Consider the following 16,156-nt stretch of genomic DNA (forward strand, 5'->3'; position numbering starts at 1 on the left):
GTCGTCGACGGGCCAGGACGGCGGGGGACGGAGGACAGGTAGCCTTTCCTCCGTGCCCCGTCTGTCTGAAGTCATCGCCGAGCTCGACGCCCTCTGGCCGCCCCAGCGGGCGGAGCAGTGGGACGCCGTCGGCACCGTCTGCGGCGACCCCGACGCCGGGGTGACCCGCGTCCTCTTCGCCGTCGACCCCGTCCAGGAGATCGCGGACGAGGCCGTCGCCCTCGGCGCCGACCTGATCGTCACCCACCACCCGCTCTACCTGCGCGGGACGACGACGGTCGCGGCCGGCCACTTCAAGGGCCGCGTCGTGCACACGCTGATCAAGCACGACATCGCGCTGCACGTCGCCCACACCAACGCGGACACCGCGGACCCCGGCGTCTCCGACGCCCTCGCGGGCGCCCTCGACCTCCGCGTCACCGGGCCGCTCGTCCCCGAGAACAACCTCGGCCGGATCTGCGAGCTCGACCAGCCGGAGACCCTCGCCGCGTTCGCGGCCCGCGCCGCGAAGCGGCTGCCCGCCACCGCGCAGGGCATCCGGGTCGCCGGCGACCCGGACATGACCGTCCGCCGCGTCGCCGTCAGCGGCGGCTCCGGCGACAGCCTCTTCGACGCGGTGCGCGCCGCCGGGGTGGACGCCTTCCTCACCGCGGACCTCCGCCACCACCCCGTCTCCGAGGCCACCCAGCACTCTCCGCTGGGCCTCGTCGACGCCGCCCACTGGGCCACCGAATGGCCCTGGTGCGAGCTGGCCGCCGCCCAGCTCGACGAGATCTCCGACCGCCACGGCTGGGACCTCCGCGTCCACGTCTCGAAGACGGTCACCGACCCCTGGTCCTCCCACCACACTTCCTCTGGAGCCCCCAACTGAACGCCGCGCCCGCCGACCAGATCCGCCTCCTCGACGTCCAGGCCCTGGACGTCCGCCTCCAGCAGCTCGCCCACAAGCGCAAGGCGCTGCCCGAGCACGCGGAGATCGAGGCGCTGACCAAGGACCTCACCCAGCTGCGCGACCTGCTCGTCGCCGCGCAGACCGAGGAGAGCGACTGCGCCCGCGAGCAGACCAAGGCCGAGCAGGACGTCGACCAGGTCCGCCAGCGCGCCGCCCGCGACCAGCAGCGGCTCGACTCCGGCGCCGTCTCCTCCCCGAAGGACCTGGAGAACCTCCAGCGCGAGATCACCTCGCTCGCCAAGCGCCAGGGCGACCTGGAGGAGATCGTCCTGGAGGTCATGGAGCGCCGCGAGTCCGCGCAGGAGCGCGTCGCCGAGCTGACGCGGCGCGTCGAGGCCGTCCAGGCCAAGGTCGACGACGCCACCACCCGCCGCGACACCGCCCAGGCCGGTCTCGACGAGGAGGCCACGGGCGTCGCCAAGGAGCGCGAGGTCGTCGCGGGCACCGTCCCCGCCGACCTCCTCAAGCTGTACGACAAGCTCCGCGAGCAGCAGGGCGGCGTCGGCGCGGCCCGCCTCTACCAGCGCAAGTGCGAGGGCTGCCACATCGAGCTCAACATCACCGAGCTGAACGACGTCCGGACCGCCGCGAAGGACGCGGTCGTGCGCTGCGAGAACTGCCGCCGGATCCTGGTCCGCACGGCGGAGTCCGGCCTGTAATGCGCGAGCTCGTGGTCGAGGCGGACGGCGGCTCCCGGGGCAACCCCGGGCCCGCCGGTTACGGGGCCGTCGTCCTCGACCCGGCCACGGGCGAGATCCTCGCGGAGGCCGCCGAGTACATCGGCGTCGCGACCAACAACGTCGCCGAGTACAAGGGCCTCATCGCGGGCCTCCGCGCCGTCCTGGACCTGGCGCCCGACGCCACGGTCCGGGTCAGGATGGACTCCAAGCTCGTCGTCGAGCAGATGTCCGGCCGCTGGAAGATCAAGCACCCGGACATGAAGCCGCTCGCGGCCGAGGCGTCCCGCGCCTTCCCGCGCGACCGCGTCAGCTACGAGTGGATCCCCCGCGAGCGCAACAAGCACGCCGACCGCCTGGCCAACGAGGCCATGGACGCGGGCAAGCGCGGCGAGCAGTGGGCCCCCCGCGACACCTCCGCGGCCCGGGTGGCGGCCGCCCTGCCCCCGTCCGGCCCCCCGGGCGACGCGGCAGCCGGCGCGGCCCGCGCCCGGGCGGCCTTGTCGGCGGCGACCGTCGCGTCCGGCACCGTCGCGTCCGGCACCGTCGCGGCTGCCGTGTCCGAATCGTCGCCCGCCGCGCCCGCCGCCCCCGCGCAGGGCCCCGTGCCGGCCGTCGCGGGCCCCGTGCCCGACATGGCCGCCCCCGCCACCTTCGTGCTCCTCCGGCACGGGGAGACCGCGCTCACGCCCGAGAAGCGGTTCTCGGGGAGCGGGGGGTCCGACCCGGAGCTCTCCGAGGCGGGGCGCCGTCAGGCCGCCGCCGTCGCCGAGGCGCTCGCCGCCCGCGGCACGATCCAGCACATCGTCAGCTCCCCCCTCACCCGCTGCCGCCAGACCGCCGACGCCGTCGCCGCCCGCCTCGGCCTCGACGTCGTGATCGAACAGGGCCTGCGCGAGACCGACTTCGGCGCCTGGGAGGGCCTCACCTTCGCGGAGGTCCGCGCGCGGTACCCGGAGGACATGGACGCCTGGCTCGCCTCCCCGGCCGCCGCCCCCACCGGCGGCGGCGAGAGCTTCGCCTCCGTGACCCGCCGCGTCGCCGCCGCCCGGGACCGCCTGGCCGCCGCCCACGCGGGCCGCACGGTCCTCGTCGTGAGTCACGTCACGCCCATCAAGACCCTGGTCCGGCTTGCCCTCGGCGCCCCGCCGCCGTCCCTGTTCAAGTTCGACCTGTCGGCCGCCTCCCTCTCCGCCGTCGCCTACTACGCCGACGGCAACGCCTCCGTACGCCTCCTCAACGACACCTCCCACCTCCGCCGCTAGCGGCGGCCAATTCACTCGCGCCACCCGCCGTCGACCCGTCACCATCCGGGTATGAGCTGGCACTTCACCACCGATCTCCGCGCGTTCCTGGACGCCGCGGGCCCGCACCTCGCCGCCGAACCGGCCCGCAACACCGCCGTGCTGACCACGATGGAGGGAGCGGAGCTCCTCGGCTGGTGGACCGGCCCGGACGGGACCACCGCGACCGGCGTCCTCGTCGCGGCCCCGCTCGCCGACCTCACCTTCGGCGTGGTGCCCGTGGAGGCCGCCGCCGCGCTGGTCCTCCCGGCCGGCGCGGCACCGGCCACGCTGCGCGGCGAGCGGGCGGCGGTGGAGGCGTACCTCGCCGCCTCCGGGCTGCCCTGGGAGCCCGTCATGGACATCCGGCTCTTCCGCCTCGACGCGCTCACCCCGCGGGACCCGGCACCGGCCGGCCGCGCCCGCCCCGCGCGCGCGGCGGACCTCCCGCTGCTCGGGCCCTGGACCGCCGACTTCGCCGTCGTCCACCGCTACGCACCGCAGGACGACTACACCGACTTCCTCACCGAGCGGATCACCGAGGACCGCCTCCACGTCTGGGAGGCCCCCGACGGCCGTCCCGTGGCGATGGCCGCCCGCTCCCGCACGGTCGAGGGCCAGTCCCGCGTCCACCTCGTCTACACCGCGCCCGCCGAACGCGGCCACGGATACGCCGCCGGCGTCACCGCCGCGATCAGCCGCGCGGCCGCCGCCTCCGGCGCGACGGAGGTCGTCCTCTTCACGGACCTCGCCAACTCCACCAGCAACGCCCTGTACCAGCGCCTCGGCTACCGCCCGGTCTCCGACCACCTGGGCGTCCGCTTCACGGAAGGCGCGGCCTAGCGGGCGAGCTGCGCCGCCTCCCGCGCCAGGGCCTCCACCCGGCCCCAGTCGCGGGCGGCGAGGGCGTCCGGCGGCAGCATCCAGGTGCCGCCGACGCAGGCGACGTTGGGGAGGGAGAGGTAGGAGGGGGCCGAGGCGGCCGAGATGCCGCCGGTCGGGCAGAAACGGGCCTGCGGCAGCGGGCCCGCCAGGGACTTCAGGTACGGGACGCCGCCCGCCGCCTCCGCCGGGAAGAACTTCAGCTCCGTGACGCCCTCCTCCAGGAGGGACAGCACCTCGGAGGCGGTCGAGACGCCCGGCAGGAACGGCACGCCCGACTCCCGCAGCGCCCCGAGCAGCCGCCCCGAGCACCCCGGGCTCACCAGGAACCGCGCCCCGGCCCGTACCGCGTCCGCCGCGCCGGCCGCCGAGACGACCGTGCCCGCCCCGACCACCGCCTCCGGCACCTCGGCCGCGACCGCCCGCACCGCGTCGAGCGCGGCGGGGGTGCGCAGGGTGATCTCGATCAGCGGCAGCCCGCCGGCCACCAGCGCCCGCGCCAGCGGCACGGCGTCGGCGGCGTCCTCGACGACGACGACCGGGACGACGGGGACGTGCGGGGCGAGCGCGAAGAGACCGGGCATGGCCTCATCCTGACCGGCACCGCCACCCCACGCAACGACCGTTGCGGAGAATGCAACGGACCTCAGTGGATCTCGTCCACCAGCACGTCCAGGCCCCCCGCCTTGGCCCCCGTCTCCACCACGTACCCGAGGTCCCGCACCGCCTCGACCAGCTCCTCCGGCGTGCCGGGCGCCGCGCCCGACTCCAGCAGGCTCCGGACGATCCGGCCCTTGGTCGCCTTGTTGAAGTGGCTGACCACCTTCCGGGTCGGCGCGTGCAGCACCCGTACCGTCGCGGTCCGCGCCGCCACCTCGCCCTTCGGCTTCCACGCCGACGCGTACGCCGACGAGCGCAGGTCGAGCACGAGCCCGTCCCCGGCCGCCTCCGGCAGCACCGAGGCCATCGCGCCCCGCCAGTGCGCCCCCAGCGCGCCGAGCCCCGGCAGCTTCACCCCCATCGAGCAGCGGTACGACGGGATCCGGTCCGTCACCCGCACCGCGCCCCACAGTCCGGAGAAGACGAGCAGCGCGTCCCCGGCCCGCTTCCGGGCCGCCGCGTCCAGCGTCGCCAGGCCCAGCGCGTCGTACAGGACGCCGGTGTAGATCTCCCCGGCCGGGCGGGCGCCCGCCGTGCGCAGCCCGACGTTCTTCGCGACCTCGCCCCGCAGCCCCTCGCTCAGCCCGAGCACCTCGCGCGCCTTCTCCTCGTCGGCGGCGCACAGCTCGACCAGCTCGTCCAGGACCGCCGCCCGCGCCTCCGCGAGTCCCGGCAGCGAGAGCGACTCCGGCTTGAGCGGCGTCCCGGACCCGGAGGGCGCCTTGCCTTCGGAGGGCGGCAGCAGCACGAGCACGGTGGTTCTCCTTACGTACGTACGCGAACGGGGATGCGGCCCCGACAAGCCAGCGTACGAGGTGCCGGGCCCCCTCCCGCCCCCTACGCTCGGTTGCATGCCCCGACGCCACATCCACGTGACCGGCGCGGCGGAGGCTCCGCTGCGGGCCGCGCTGCGCGCACTGCGCACCGAACTCGGGGTGCCGGAGGGGTTTCCGGCCGCCGTGCTCGCCGAGGCGGAGGCCGCCGCGAAGAACCCCCGCCTCCCCGCGTACGACGCCACCGACCTGCCGTTCCTCACCATCGACCCGCCCACCTCCACCGACCTCGACCAGGCCATGCACCTGGCGCGGCGGGCGGACGGCGGCTACCGCGTGCACTACGCCATCGCCGACGTCGCCGCCTTCGTCGCCCCCGGCGGGGCGATCGACGCCGAGGCGCACCGGCGGGTGCTCACCCTCTACTTCCCCGACGGCAAGGTCCCCCTCCATCCGCCGGTCCTCTCCGAGGGCGCCGCGAGCCTGCTGCCGGGCGAGCCGCGCCCCGCGCTGCTCTGGCGGATCGACCTCGACGCCGAGGGCCGGCGCGTCGCCACCGACCTCCGCCGGGCCCTCGTCCGCAGCCGCGCCAAGCTCGACTACGCCACCGTGCAGCGGCGGATCGACTCCGGCACCGCCGAGGAACCCCTCGCCCTGCTCCGCGACATCGGCCGGCTCCGCGAGGAGCGCGAGATCGAGCGCGGCGGGATCTCCCTCGACGTCCCCGAACAGGAGATCGTCGAGGTCCCCGGCGACCACACCTACACGCTCGCCTACCGGGCGCCCCTGCCCGCCGAGAGCTGGAACGCGCAGATCTCCCTGCTCACCGGCATGGCCGCCGCCGACCTGATGACCGCCGCCGGCACCGGCGTCCTGCGCACCCTGCCGGTCGCCCCCGACGGGGCCGTCGCCCGGCTGCGCCGCTCCGCCGAGGCGCTCGGCGTCGCCTGGCCGCACCACGTGCCGTACGCGGAGGTGGTCAGGAACGCCGACCCCACCGATCCGCGCCAGGCCGCCTTCCTCCAGGAGTGCACCACCCTGCTCCGCGGCGCCAGCTACACCGTCTTCACCGACGGCCGGCTGCCCGACCCCGCCGTGCACGCGGCCGTCGCCGACGAGTACACCCACTGCACGGCGCCGCTGCGCCGGCTCGTCGACCGGTACGCCTCCGAGCTGTGCGTCGCCGCGGTGGCCGGGACCGAGCCGCCGGAGTGGGTGCGGGCCGCGCTGCCCGGCCTGCCCGACACGATGGCCGCCGGTTCGCGCCGCGCCAACACGGTGGAGCGGGAGTCCGTCGACATCGTGGAGGCGGCGCTGCTCGGCGACCGGGTCGGCGAGCTCTTCGACGCGTACGTGATCGACGTCAAGGAGCGCGAGCCGTCCGTCGGCACCGTCCACCTCGACGACCCGGCCGTCGTGGCCCGGGTCGAGGGCGGCACGGCCCCGCTGCCGCTGGGGGAGTGGCTGCGGGTCAGGCTGTCGGCAGCGGATCCCGGCCGGGCGAAGGTGCTGTTCGCGCCCGCGTGACCGCGTCCCTGAGCGCCTCGTACAGCGCCTTGGGGTCGTCCGCGTGCAGCCGTACGGTCGTCACCGGCCGGACCCCGCCCAGCAGCCCGACCACCTCCACCGGCTCGCTCAGCTCCAGGGTCACCGAGGTCTGCGAGCCGACGGCGAGGTTCAGCTCGCCGTCCTTCTTCTCGTGGGTGAAGCGGTTCTCCCGGCGGACGGCCGCGATCCGCTCCAGCGGCACGTCCACGTCCACGTGGGCCGCCTGCCGGGCCCGCAGCCGTCCGCCGCCCAGCACGTGCGGCCGGGTCACGGAGGCGGCGTGCAGCCCGAGCACGAAGAGGACCGTGTACACGTCGAGGACGAGGACGACCGCGTGGACGACGGGCCACCCGGCAAGCAGCCACGACATGCCGACGCACTCGACCAGGCAGACGAAGGCGAAGCCGTACATGAGCGCGGCCTGGTCCCGCGCGTGCGGGAAGGCGCCCTCCGCGCCGGCCGTCCCGTGCGGCCGCCGCGCCACCCACCGCCCCAGGCTCGCCATCAGCGCCAGCTCGTGCCCGATCAGCCGCAGCACCCGCTCCGGTACGAGCTCCGCCAGCGCCTCCCGCCGCGTCAGCCCCCGCCGCCGCAGCCGCAGCCACACGACCGCCTCGGCGGCGAGCAGCACGGCCATCACCAGCTCCGCCCCGCCGAGCACGGCCCCCGGTATCCGCACCCCGCCGAGCAGCAGCACGAAGACCACCAGCTCGGCGGGGAGCGCGGCGTACGCCACCGCGCGCAGCGCCCGCAGCACGGGCCCCCGCTCACTCCCCGCCATGCCCCTCACCTCCCTCGGAAACTCCCTCGAAGCGTTCCGCCACCAGTTCCAGGCCCCGGCGCACGGCGGCGGACTGCGCGGGCGCCAGATCGGCGAAGAAGACGTCGGCGAGCCCGCCGGACCCCTCCGCGGGCAGCTCGAAGCGGCCGATCCCGTCCGGCAGCACCCCGGCGAGCGCCCGTGCGGCCTCCTCGACCCGGGGGTCGTCCACCGGGGCGTCGGCCAGCGCGTCGAGCAGCCCGTACACCTCCGCGGCGCTCCCGGAGACCTCGTGCATCAGCCCCATCAGCCGCGCCCGCTTCTCCGGGGGCACGACCGTGTCGAGCAGGGCGAGGATCTCCCGGTCCTTCACCGCCATCGGCGAGTCCGGCAGCTCGCCGACGCCGGCGAGCAGCGCGGCCAGCTCCGGCGACACGGGCCCCTCGGCGGTGAGCCGTCCGCCCCGGGCCTCCGCGAGGAGTCCGGAGAGCCGCGCCCGCCGCTCCCGGATGACGGCCTCCTGCCGGGCGAGGTCGTCGTCGAGCTCCTCCAGGACCTCCACGAGCTCCCGGCCCGCGTCGTCGGCGAGCACGTCCCGCACCTCGTCGAGGCCGAGCCCCAGCTCGGTCAGCCGCCGCACCCGCGCGAGCAGCACGGCGTCCCGGATGCCGTACTCCCGGTAGCCGTTGGGCAGCCGCGCGGGCTCGGGCAGCAGCCCCAGACGGTGGTAGTGCCGCACCGCCCGGGGCGTGACCCCGACGAGCGCGGCGATCTCGCCGATACGCATGACCTCAGTAGAAACCCTGACGCTACGACAAGGTCAAGCGGCGTCCGTTCCGGCGGGTAGCATGGTCGGCACGGCAGACGAGCCGGGCGGGCGGCCGCGTGGAGATCCCCGGATCTCCCCGAGGAACGTCCGGGCTCCACAGAGCAGGGTGGTGGCTAACGGCCACCCGGGGTGACCCGCGGGACAGTGCCACAGAGAACAGACCGCCGGGAGCTTCGGCCCTCGGTAAGGGTGAAACGGTGGTGTAAGAGACCACCAGCGCCTGAGGTGACTCAGGCGGCTAGGTAAACCCCACCCGGAGCAAGGTCAAGAGGGGACACCCCGGTGTCCCTGCGCGAATGATCGAGGGCTGCTCGCCCGAGTTCGCGGGTAGACCGCACGAGGCCGGTGGCAACGCCGGCCCTAGATGGATGGCCGTCACCCCGACGACCGCGAGGTCCCGGGGTACAGAACCCGGCGTACAGCCCGACTCGTCTGCCCCCCAGGCCCCCGGCCTGCAATACTGCAGGCCAGGGGCCTTTTCTCATGGAATCGTGGGCGTCACCTCACCCCGTTCCGTACCGGCTCTCACCGGACCTCGCGGCTATGAGGGTGAAGTCGGAGGCTTCCGATGTCTGCCGGTCCCGGGGCCGAGCTTCGGTGTTGCCTCACGGGTGGAGGCGACCTCGGTGTGGGGAAACAGGATGCGTCGTGCTTCCGCGAGGTTCGCCGCGAAGCCGTACGGTTCCCACAGATGGCCGTTCCACCGCTGGATCGCACGGGGAGCGTCGGGGTTCAGATGCGATGCCCTCGGGCCGTCGCCGGTGACGAGGGGTACGGCGCGGAGCTGCCCGATCCTCGCGTCGCGACGCTCGGCCCACTGGGAGAGCGGTTCGTCGTCCATGTCCGGAGCGTAGTGGGTCAGGTGATCCGGTGTTCCCAGCGTAGGGAGGGCGCCTGGTCGATCCAGTACCGGTGGGACGTGGGCGTCACGTGGAGCCGTACGGAGTCGATCTCCGGTGCCCCGGCGCCCTGCCAGGCGACGAGGGAACGTTCCACGTCGTCCCACAGGGCCACCGGACCGCCTTGGCGGACGGTCCAGTGCTCGCCGTCGGCGAGGAACTCGGCGAACGACTCCTTCTCCGGATCGAACAGGTACCGCAAGGGCGAGCCGTCACCGCCCGTCGCGCGGACGAACTGAACGCCGGGCGCCGCCAACTGCGCGAGGAAGGCGGGCATCCACTCCTCCAGGACAAGAGGAGACACCCGAGTGCGCCGCTCACCGTCCGCGTACGCGGTCCGGGCGGAGAGATCGCCGGCCGCGGGGGCCACGGCCTGGGCGCGCGCCTGCATGAAGGAGGAACGCCCGACGAACGAGCGCACTCGGACTGGCCGGCCGGTCGAATTCGGGATTCATCGGCAAGAAGCTGGACGGGCTTCGGGGGCGTCTTGCCCCGCTCATGTCCGATGACCGAGTCTCGACTCTTGATCACCGAATCGCAGCGCTTCCGCGCATCGCATGACGAGAGGGACACACGCATGAATGACGGCCGGATCTTCCGCGAGGCGTGGATCGACGGTGTGAACAAGCATTACCCCGGCGAGCCCAAGCCTGGCTACGTCACGCCGTGGGACGACACGCCCGCGTGGGAGCGCGAAGCGGCCACCGCCGTGTACGGGCAGGTGCGCGACTTCATCGAGGTCAGCGGCGGGCATGCGGCGAGGCTCACCCGCGAGCAGAAGGGCCGATTCGTCGCGATCTGCTGGACCGCCCAGATGTTCAGGCACTTCGAAGACCCGAAGCCCGGATATGTCGCCGACTGGTCCGACCTGCCGGACTGGCAGCGGGAGACGGACGCGGACATCTTCGAACGCATCGAAGGGACCGTCTGAATCTCAGGAGCGACGACGTCCCCGTCGCTGCCCCTCGTCAGGGCCCCCACGGGGGCCCTTTCGCATGGGCCGGGGCCGGGTCTCAGATCAGGATCTCCAGCGTCCAGTGGGGCGCGCGGTCGTCGGTGCGGACGACGATGGGCTTCGGGGCGGGGGACGGGTCCTCGAAGAGGTCGCGGCCGAGGGCGAGGCCGTTCTGCGAGATGACGTAGGTGCCGGTGCCGAGGGCGGCGAGACCGGTGACGGTGGCGGTGCCGTCGGGGGTGACGCGCTGGAGGCGCCAGACCGAGGCGGCGGAGTCGTCGGGGCGGACCAGGGCGGGAGCGCGGTCGGTGCCGGGGGCGGTGACGCGGTCCTCGGTGCCCTTGACGGTGAGGCGGAAGCCGCCGTCGGCCTCGCCGACCGCCCACTCGGCGGTGCGGTGCTCGTCGACCAGGAAGCCGACCAGCCTCCCGTCCAGGACCCCGACCGGGGCCCCCTTCGCGTACAGCTTGACGATCCGGTCCTGCTCCGACATCGCTCCTCCAGCGGGAAGGCGGGCTTGGGGTCCCCCCGATACTGCCCGGGGCGCGCCCCGGGGAGCCGGAGGCTGCCGCGGGGCTCGCCCGACTGGCCCATCCCGGGCGCCGGAGCGGGGCGGGCCGCCGTCCGGCGGGTACGGGTGGGCCATGACCATTCCCGTGGACCGGCTCACCGAGCCCGCCGTGCGCGCCTTCGTCGCCGCGCTGAACGCCAACGACCGTGCCGCCTTCGACGCCGCCCTCGCGCCCGGCGCGACCATGTCCGACGACGGGTCCGAGCGGAACCTGCGGGAGTGGACCGAGCGGGAGGTGTTCTCCTCGAACGGCCGCATGGAGGTGGAGAGCGAGGAGGAGGGCGGGCTCGCCCTCGCCGCCACCTACAGCAACGACACCTGGGGCGCCATGCGCACCGTCTGGCGGTTCACCGTCGAGGACGGGAAGGTGGCGCGGTTCGAGACCGGCCAGGCCCCCGTGGAGTGAGCGGGGCCGGGTGAGCGGGGCCGGGTGAGCGGGGCGGCGCGAGCCGTCAGCCGCGGCCGATGTAGGGCATCGTCGTGGCCATGACCGTGGCGAACTGGACGTTCGCCTCCAGGGGCAGGGCCGCCATGTGGACGACCGTCGCGGCCACGTCCGCCGCGTCCATGACCGGCTCCGCCGCCAGTTCGCCGCCGGCCTGGAGGATGCCGGTCTGCATGCGGGCGGTCATCTCGGTGGCCGCGTTGCCGATGTCGATCTGGCCGCAGGCGATCCGGTACGGGCGGCCGTCGAGCGACAGCGACTTCGTCAGGCCCGTCATGGCGTGCTTCGTCGCCGTGTACGCGATCGAGTGCGGGCGCGGCACGTGCGCCGAGATCGAACCGTTGTTGATGATGCGGCCGCCCCGCGGGGACTGCTCCTTCATGGCCCGGAAGGCGGCCTGCGCGCAGAGGAACGCGCCCGTCAGGTTGACGTCGACCACCGACCGCCAGGTGTCGTAGGACAGCTCCTCCACCGGCGTGCCGCCGCCCGCGAACGTCCCCGCGTTGTTGAAGAGCAGGTCGACGCGGCCGAAGTGGTCCCGTACGGCGTCGAAGAGGGCCGTCACCGCCTCCGGTGACGTCACGTCCGTCGGGACGCACACCGTCCGGCCGGAGGGCAGGCCCTCCGCCGTCTCCTCCAGGGGCGCGAGCCGGCGGCCCGCCAGCGCCACGGACCAGCCCGCCTCCGCGAGGGCCCGCGCCACGCTCCGGCCGATGCCCGAACCCGCTCCCGTCACCACTGCGACGCCCATGCCGAACCACAACCTTCCAGCTTCGTGTCGCCCCCGGCCGGGCAGCGTACGCCAGACGCGTGCCCCATGAACTCATCCGTCCGACACGTGGATGACCTGTCCCCGACAAGGGGATGTCGCCCCGCCCCCCTCGAATACCGACGGACACCAACCGTCAGGGGAGGGGCACATGACACCCGCACAGCAGCACAGTGACGAACTGCGCGCCGCCGCGCGCCACTTCGGCCGCCGCCGGTTCCTCACCACGGCCGGCGCCGCCGCGGCGCTCGCCTTCGCCGTCCAGCTGCCCGCCGCCGGCACGGCCGCCGCCGCCGAACTGGACGCGCGCCGCATCACCGAGGACCCGTTCACCCTCGGTGTCGCCTCCGGCGACCCGCTGCCCGGCTCCGTCCTGCTGTGGACCCGGCTCGCCCCGCGCCCCTTCGAGCCCGGCGGCGGCCTCCCGGCCGAACGCGTCTCCGTCCACTGGGAGCTCGCCCGCGACGAGCGCTTCACCCGCACCGTCCGGCGCGGACGCGCCACCGCGCACCCGGAGTTCTCCCACACCGTGCACGTCGAGGTCGAACACCTGGAGCCGGGGCGGGAGTTCTTCTACCGCTTCCGCGCCGGGGACTGGGTGAGCCCGGTCGGGCGGACCCGCACCGCGCCCGCGCCCTGGGCACGCCCCGCGCGGCTGCGGCTCGGCGCCGTCTCCTGCCAGGCGTACCACGACGGGTACTTCACCGCCTACCGGCACCTCGCCGACGAGGACCTCGACGTCGTCCTCCACCTCGGCGACTACCTCTACGAGTACGCCGTCAACGCCACCGGCGGCGCCCGCGCCCACACCGACCGCACCCTCCCCGCCGTCTTCAACCGCGAGACGGTCACCCTGGAGGACTACCGGCTCCGCTACGGCCTCTACAAGACCGACCCGGACCTGAGGGCCGCGCACGCCGCGCACCCCTTCGTCGTCACCTGGGACGACCACGAGACCGAGAACAACTACGCGGGCGGCATCCCCGAGAACTCCGTCCCGTCGGAGGAGTTCCTGCTCCGCCGCGCCGCCGCCTACCGCGCCTACTGGGAGCACCAGCCCCTGCGCGCGCCCCAGCGGCCCGAGGGCCCGGACATGAGGCTGTACCGGCGGCTGGGCTTCGGGCGGCTCGCCCAGTTCGACATCCTCGACACCCGCCAGTACCGCTCCGACCAGGCGTACGGCGACGGCTGGCAGGTCCCGGGCCCGCTCTCCGAGGACCCGGCCCGCACCATGACCGGCGCCGCCCAGGAGCGGTGGCTCCTCGACGGCTGGCGCGCCTCCGACGCCCGCTGGAACGTACTGCCCCAGCAGGTCGTCTTCGCCGAGCGCCGCGACCGCTCCGCCGCCGACTTCAAGGTCTCCATGGACTCCTGGGACGGCTACCCGGCCTCCCGCGCACGGCTCCTGGCGGGCGCCGAGGCCGCCGGGGTGGAGAACCTGATGGTGCTGACGGGCGATGTCCACGTCTCGTACGGCCTCGACATCAAGGCCGATTTCCGCGACCCGGGCTCCCGGACCCTCGGCACCGAGATCGTCACCACCTCGATCTCCAGCGGCAAGGACGGCGCCGACCGCCCCGCCACCTACGACAAGCTCATGCAGGCCAATCCGCACCTGCGGTTCTTCAACGGCCGGCGCGGCTACACCACCGTGACGCTCGGCGAGGAGAGCGCCCGCGCCGACTTCCGTACGGTCCCGTACGTGACGACGCCGGGCGCCCCGGTCACCACCGCCGCCTCCTTCGTCACGGAGGCCGGCCGTCCGGGTCTCACACCCGCGTGAGCTCCGCCTCCTGCGGATAGCGGACGCCGACGCGGTCCCGTACCGCGTCGAGCGTCCGCATCACGGCGAGCGTGCCGTCCAGCGGGACGAGCGGCGACTCGGTCTCCCCGGCCCGCAGGCAGCGCATCACCTCGGCGGCCTCGTGCCGCAGCGAGTGCGGGTCGTCGGCGTTGGTGAACTCCTCCGGCTCGGCGCCCTCCCGGTACAGCGTGAACCGCTCGGGGAAGAAGAAGCCGCGCGGCACCTCGATGCGGCCCTTCGTGCCGGTCACGGCGGCGGTCAGCGGGGTGTCCGCCTCCAGGGAGCAGGACAGCAGCGCGGACGCCCCCGAGTCCGACCAGCCGAGCAGCATGCCCGTGTTCAGGTCGACGCCCTCCGGGGAGATCCGCGCGTGCGCCTGCACCGAGTCCGGCTCGCCGAGCAGCAGCTGGGCGAAGGAGACCGGGTAGACGCCGAGGTCGAGCAGGGCGCCGCCGCCGACGGCCGGGTCCCGCAGCCGGTGGTCGGGGCCGAAGGGGCCCGCGAGCCCGAAGTCGGCCTGCACGGTCCGTACGTCCCCGATCGCGCCGTCCCGGACCAGCCGCGCGAGCCGGCGGACGAGCGGGTTGCAGTACATCCACATGGCCTCCATGAGGAAGAGGCCCCGGTCCCGGGCGAGGGAGACCAGCTCCGCCGCCTCGCCGGCGTTCAGGGTGAAGGCCTTCTCGCACAGGACCGCCTTGCCGGCCTCCAGGGCGCGGCCCGCGGCCTCCCGGTGGGCGTGGTGGGGCGTCGCCACGTACACCACGTCCACCTCGGGGTCGGCGAAGAGGCCGTCCCAGCCGCCGTACGCCCGCCCGATCCCGAACCGGTCGGCGAAGGCCCGCGCCGACGCCTCCGTACGGGACGCCACCGCCACCACCTCGGCGCCTTCCAGCTCCGCCAGGTCCGTCACGAACCGCTCGGCTATGCCGCCGGTCGCGAGCACGCCCCACCGCACCACGTCGTTCACGTCATCCACGTCCGTCCACCCCAAGGGTCTCGATCCGCCCCGCCGAGCTGAGAGCATAGGCAAGGATTCAACGAAAGGGAGCAGTCGATGCCGGAGAGCGGCCAGAAGACAACACAAGAACACATAACCGCAACCCCGGAGGCCGTTCCCGCCGTCGCCCGGGGGGCGGGGCTGCTCGTCACCCTCGTCCTCGGCGGACTCACCGCGCTCCCGCCGCTCTCCATGGACATGTACCTGCCGGCCCTGCCGGAGGTCACCCGCTCGCTGACCGCCCCCGCCGCCACCGTCCAGCTCACCCTCACCGCCTGCCTCGCCGGCATGGCCCTCGGCCAGCTCGTCGTCGGCCCGATGAGCGACAAGTGGGGCCGCCGCAGGCCGCTCCTCGTCGGCATGGTCGTCTACGTCCTCGCCACCGCCGTCTGCGCCTTCGCGCCCAGCGCCGAACTCCTCATCGCCTTCCGGCTCCTCCAGGGCCTCGCCGGAGCCGCCGGCATCGTCATCGCCCGGGCCGTCGTCCGCGACCTCTACGACGGCGTCGAGATGGCCCGCTTCTTCTCCACCCTCATGCTGATCTCCGGCGTCGCGCCGATCATCGCGCCGCTCATCGGCGGACAGATCCTGCGGATCACCGACTGGCGGGGCGTCTTCCACGTCCTCGCCGTCATCGGCGTCCTCCTCACCGTCGTCGTCTGGCGCTTCCTCCACGAGACGCTGCCGCCCGAGCGGCGCCAGGAGGGCGGCGTCGGGCAGGCCCTGCGGACCATGCGCGGGCTGCTCGCCGACCGCGTCTTCACCGGGTACATGCTGGCCGGCGGGCTCGCCTTCGCGGCCCTCTTCGCCTACATCTCGGCCTCGCCGTTCGTCGTCCAGGAGATCTACGGCGCCTCCCCGCAGACCTTCAGCCTCCTCTTCGGGCTCAATTCCATCGGCCTCGTCGCCGTCGGCCAGATCAACGGCAAGCTGCTCGTCGGCCGGGTCAGCCTCGACAAGGCGCTCGGCTGGGGCCTCTCCGTCATCCTGCTCGCCGCGACGGCGCTGCTCCTGATGACCACCGGCGTCTTCGGCGAGGTCGGTCTCGTCCCGATCGCCGCGGGCCTCTTCGTCCTGATGTCCGCGATGGGCCTGGCGATGCCGAACACCAACGCGCAGGCGCTCATGCGCACCCCGCACGCGGCCGGCTCCGCCTCGGCGCTGCTCGGCACCTCGTCCTTCCTGATCGGCGCGATCGCCTCGCCGCTCGTCGGCATCGCGGGCGAGCGGACGGCCGTCCCCATGGCCGTCGTCCAGCTCACCTGCGCCGCCGCCGCCCTCACCTGCTTCCTCCTCCTCTGCCGCCCCTGGCGCTCCGCCGCCGCCTGACCCCTGGCGGGACGCATGCC

General features: G+C 74.2%; 17 protein-coding genes, 1 other RNA gene and 1 pseudogene. 10 read left to right on the forward strand and 9 right to left on the reverse strand.

Annotated elements, in window-relative coordinates; genetic code table 11:
• The first annotated feature begins 52 nt into the window (after positions 1–52).
• The 4 genes from ABZ621_RS02880 to ABZ621_RS02895 are packed head-to-tail and all read left to right on the forward strand — an operon-like array spanning position 53 to position 3,755.
• Positions 53–871: a Nif3-like dinuclear metal center hexameric protein gene (locus tag ABZ621_RS02880; protein WP_360600032.1), complete on the forward strand. Its 819-nt coding sequence runs from the start codon at positions 53–55 to the stop codon at positions 869–871.
• Positions 868–1,611, forward strand: a complete 744-nt coding sequence (locus ABZ621_RS02885; RefSeq protein WP_360600787.1) for a C4-type zinc ribbon domain-containing protein — start codon at positions 868–870, stop codon at positions 1,609–1,611. The genes ABZ621_RS02880 and ABZ621_RS02885 overlap by 4 nt, the downstream gene beginning before the upstream one ends.
• Complete coding sequence (locus tag ABZ621_RS02890) at positions 1,611–2,894, forward strand: bifunctional RNase H/acid phosphatase (protein ID WP_360600034.1); 1,284 nt, start codon at positions 1,611–1,613, stop codon at positions 2,892–2,894. Before ABZ621_RS02885 ends, ABZ621_RS02890 begins: the two co-directional genes overlap by 1 nt.
• A gap of 51 nt (positions 2,895–2,945) precedes the next feature.
• Complete coding sequence (locus ABZ621_RS02895) at positions 2,946–3,755, forward strand: GNAT family N-acetyltransferase (protein ID WP_360600036.1); 810 nt, start codon at positions 2,946–2,948, stop codon at positions 3,753–3,755.
• Here ABZ621_RS02895 and eda read toward each other — a convergent pair.
• Both eda and yaaA read right to left on the reverse strand, forming a co-directional pair.
• Positions 3,752–4,378, reverse strand: a complete 627-nt coding sequence (gene eda / locus ABZ621_RS02900) for a bifunctional 4-hydroxy-2-oxoglutarate aldolase/2-dehydro-3-deoxy-phosphogluconate aldolase (protein ID WP_360600038.1) — start codon at positions 4,376–4,378, stop codon at positions 3,752–3,754. The genes ABZ621_RS02895 and eda overlap by 4 nt on opposite strands.
• Before the next feature lie 62 nt (positions 4,379–4,440).
• Positions 4,441–5,208, reverse strand: coding sequence for a peroxide stress protein YaaA (yaaA, locus tag ABZ621_RS02905; RefSeq protein WP_360600040.1), 768 nt, complete (start codon positions 5,206–5,208; stop codon positions 4,441–4,443).
• Between the two features lie 97 nt (positions 5,209–5,305).
• Here yaaA and ABZ621_RS02910 point away from each other — a divergent pair, with 97 nt between their 5' ends.
• The gene (locus tag ABZ621_RS02910; protein ID WP_360600042.1) at positions 5,306–6,754 is read left to right on the forward strand and encodes an RNB domain-containing ribonuclease; all 1,449 of its coding nucleotides are present in this window, start codon (positions 5,306–5,308) and stop codon (positions 6,752–6,754) included.
• Here ABZ621_RS02910 and ABZ621_RS02915 read toward each other — a convergent pair.
• Both ABZ621_RS02915 and ABZ621_RS02920 read right to left on the reverse strand, forming a co-directional pair.
• The gene (locus tag ABZ621_RS02915) at positions 6,699–7,556 is read right to left on the reverse strand and encodes a hypothetical protein (protein WP_360600044.1); all 858 of its coding nucleotides are present in this window, start codon (positions 7,554–7,556) and stop codon (positions 6,699–6,701) included. The genes ABZ621_RS02910 and ABZ621_RS02915 overlap by 56 nt on opposite strands.
• Positions 7,543–8,322, reverse strand: a complete 780-nt coding sequence (locus ABZ621_RS02920; protein ID WP_360600046.1) for a MerR family transcriptional regulator — start codon at positions 8,320–8,322, stop codon at positions 7,543–7,545. The genes ABZ621_RS02915 and ABZ621_RS02920 overlap by 14 nt, the downstream gene beginning before the upstream one ends.
• 78 nt (positions 8,323–8,400) lie before the next feature.
• Here ABZ621_RS02920 and rnpB point away from each other — a divergent pair.
• Positions 8,401–8,799: RNase P RNA component class A (rnpB, locus tag ABZ621_RS02925), an RNA gene on the forward strand.
• Between the two features lie 106 nt (positions 8,800–8,905).
• Here the strand turns inward: rnpB and ABZ621_RS02930 are convergent.
• Both ABZ621_RS02930 and ABZ621_RS02935 read right to left on the reverse strand, forming a co-directional pair.
• Entirely contained in the window at positions 8,906–9,205 is a 300-nt protein-coding gene (locus tag ABZ621_RS02930; RefSeq protein ID WP_360600048.1) for a DUF6087 family protein, read from the reverse strand.
• A gap of 17 nt (positions 9,206–9,222) precedes the next feature.
• Positions 9,223–9,672: pseudogene (locus ABZ621_RS02935) on the reverse strand (methyltransferase); the annotation flags it as partial.
• 168 nt (positions 9,673–9,840) lie between these two features.
• On the opposite strand from ABZ621_RS02935, the gene ABZ621_RS02940 reads away from it, so the two are divergent.
• Entirely contained in the window at positions 9,841–10,194 is a 354-nt protein-coding gene (locus ABZ621_RS02940; protein WP_360600789.1) for a hypothetical protein, read from the forward strand.
• An 82-nt stretch (positions 10,195–10,276) separates the two neighbouring features.
• Here ABZ621_RS02940 and ABZ621_RS02945 read toward each other — a convergent pair whose 3' ends face one another.
• The gene (locus ABZ621_RS02945) at positions 10,277–10,711 is read right to left on the reverse strand and encodes a hypothetical protein (RefSeq protein ID WP_360600050.1); all 435 of its coding nucleotides are present in this window, start codon (positions 10,709–10,711) and stop codon (positions 10,277–10,279) included.
• A gap of 151 nt (positions 10,712–10,862) precedes the next feature.
• On the opposite strand from ABZ621_RS02945, the gene ABZ621_RS02950 reads away from it, so the two are divergent.
• Positions 10,863–11,195: a nuclear transport factor 2 family protein gene (locus tag ABZ621_RS02950; RefSeq protein ID WP_360600052.1), complete on the forward strand. Its 333-nt coding sequence runs from the start codon at positions 10,863–10,865 to the stop codon at positions 11,193–11,195.
• A 46-nt stretch (positions 11,196–11,241) separates the two neighbouring features.
• On the opposite strand, the gene ABZ621_RS02955 is transcribed toward ABZ621_RS02950, so the two are convergent.
• The gene (locus ABZ621_RS02955; RefSeq protein ID WP_360600054.1) at positions 11,242–11,985 is read right to left on the reverse strand and encodes an SDR family oxidoreductase; all 744 of its coding nucleotides are present in this window, start codon (positions 11,983–11,985) and stop codon (positions 11,242–11,244) included.
• 169 nt (positions 11,986–12,154) lie between these two features.
• On the opposite strand from ABZ621_RS02955, the gene ABZ621_RS02960 reads away from it, so the two are divergent.
• Positions 12,155–13,786, forward strand: a complete 1,632-nt coding sequence (locus ABZ621_RS02960; protein WP_360600056.1) for an alkaline phosphatase D family protein — start codon at positions 12,155–12,157, stop codon at positions 13,784–13,786.
• Here the strand turns inward: ABZ621_RS02960 and ABZ621_RS02965 are convergent.
• Positions 13,773–14,786: a Gfo/Idh/MocA family oxidoreductase gene (locus tag ABZ621_RS02965; protein ID WP_360600058.1), complete on the reverse strand. Its 1,014-nt coding sequence runs from the start codon at positions 14,784–14,786 to the stop codon at positions 13,773–13,775. The genes ABZ621_RS02960 and ABZ621_RS02965 overlap by 14 nt on opposite strands.
• 78 nt (positions 14,787–14,864) lie before the next feature.
• Between ABZ621_RS02965 and ABZ621_RS02970 the strand changes: the two genes are divergently transcribed.
• Positions 14,865–16,136 (forward strand): Bcr/CflA family multidrug efflux MFS transporter, encoded by a 1,272-nt coding sequence (locus ABZ621_RS02970; protein WP_360600060.1) that lies wholly within the window; start codon positions 14,865–14,867, stop codon positions 16,134–16,136.
• Positions 16,137–16,156 lie beyond the last annotated feature (20 nt).

Source organism: Streptomyces sp. NPDC007863, from assembly GCF_040633895.1.
Lineage (GTDB): Bacteria > Actinomycetota > Actinomycetes > Streptomycetales > Streptomycetaceae > Streptomyces.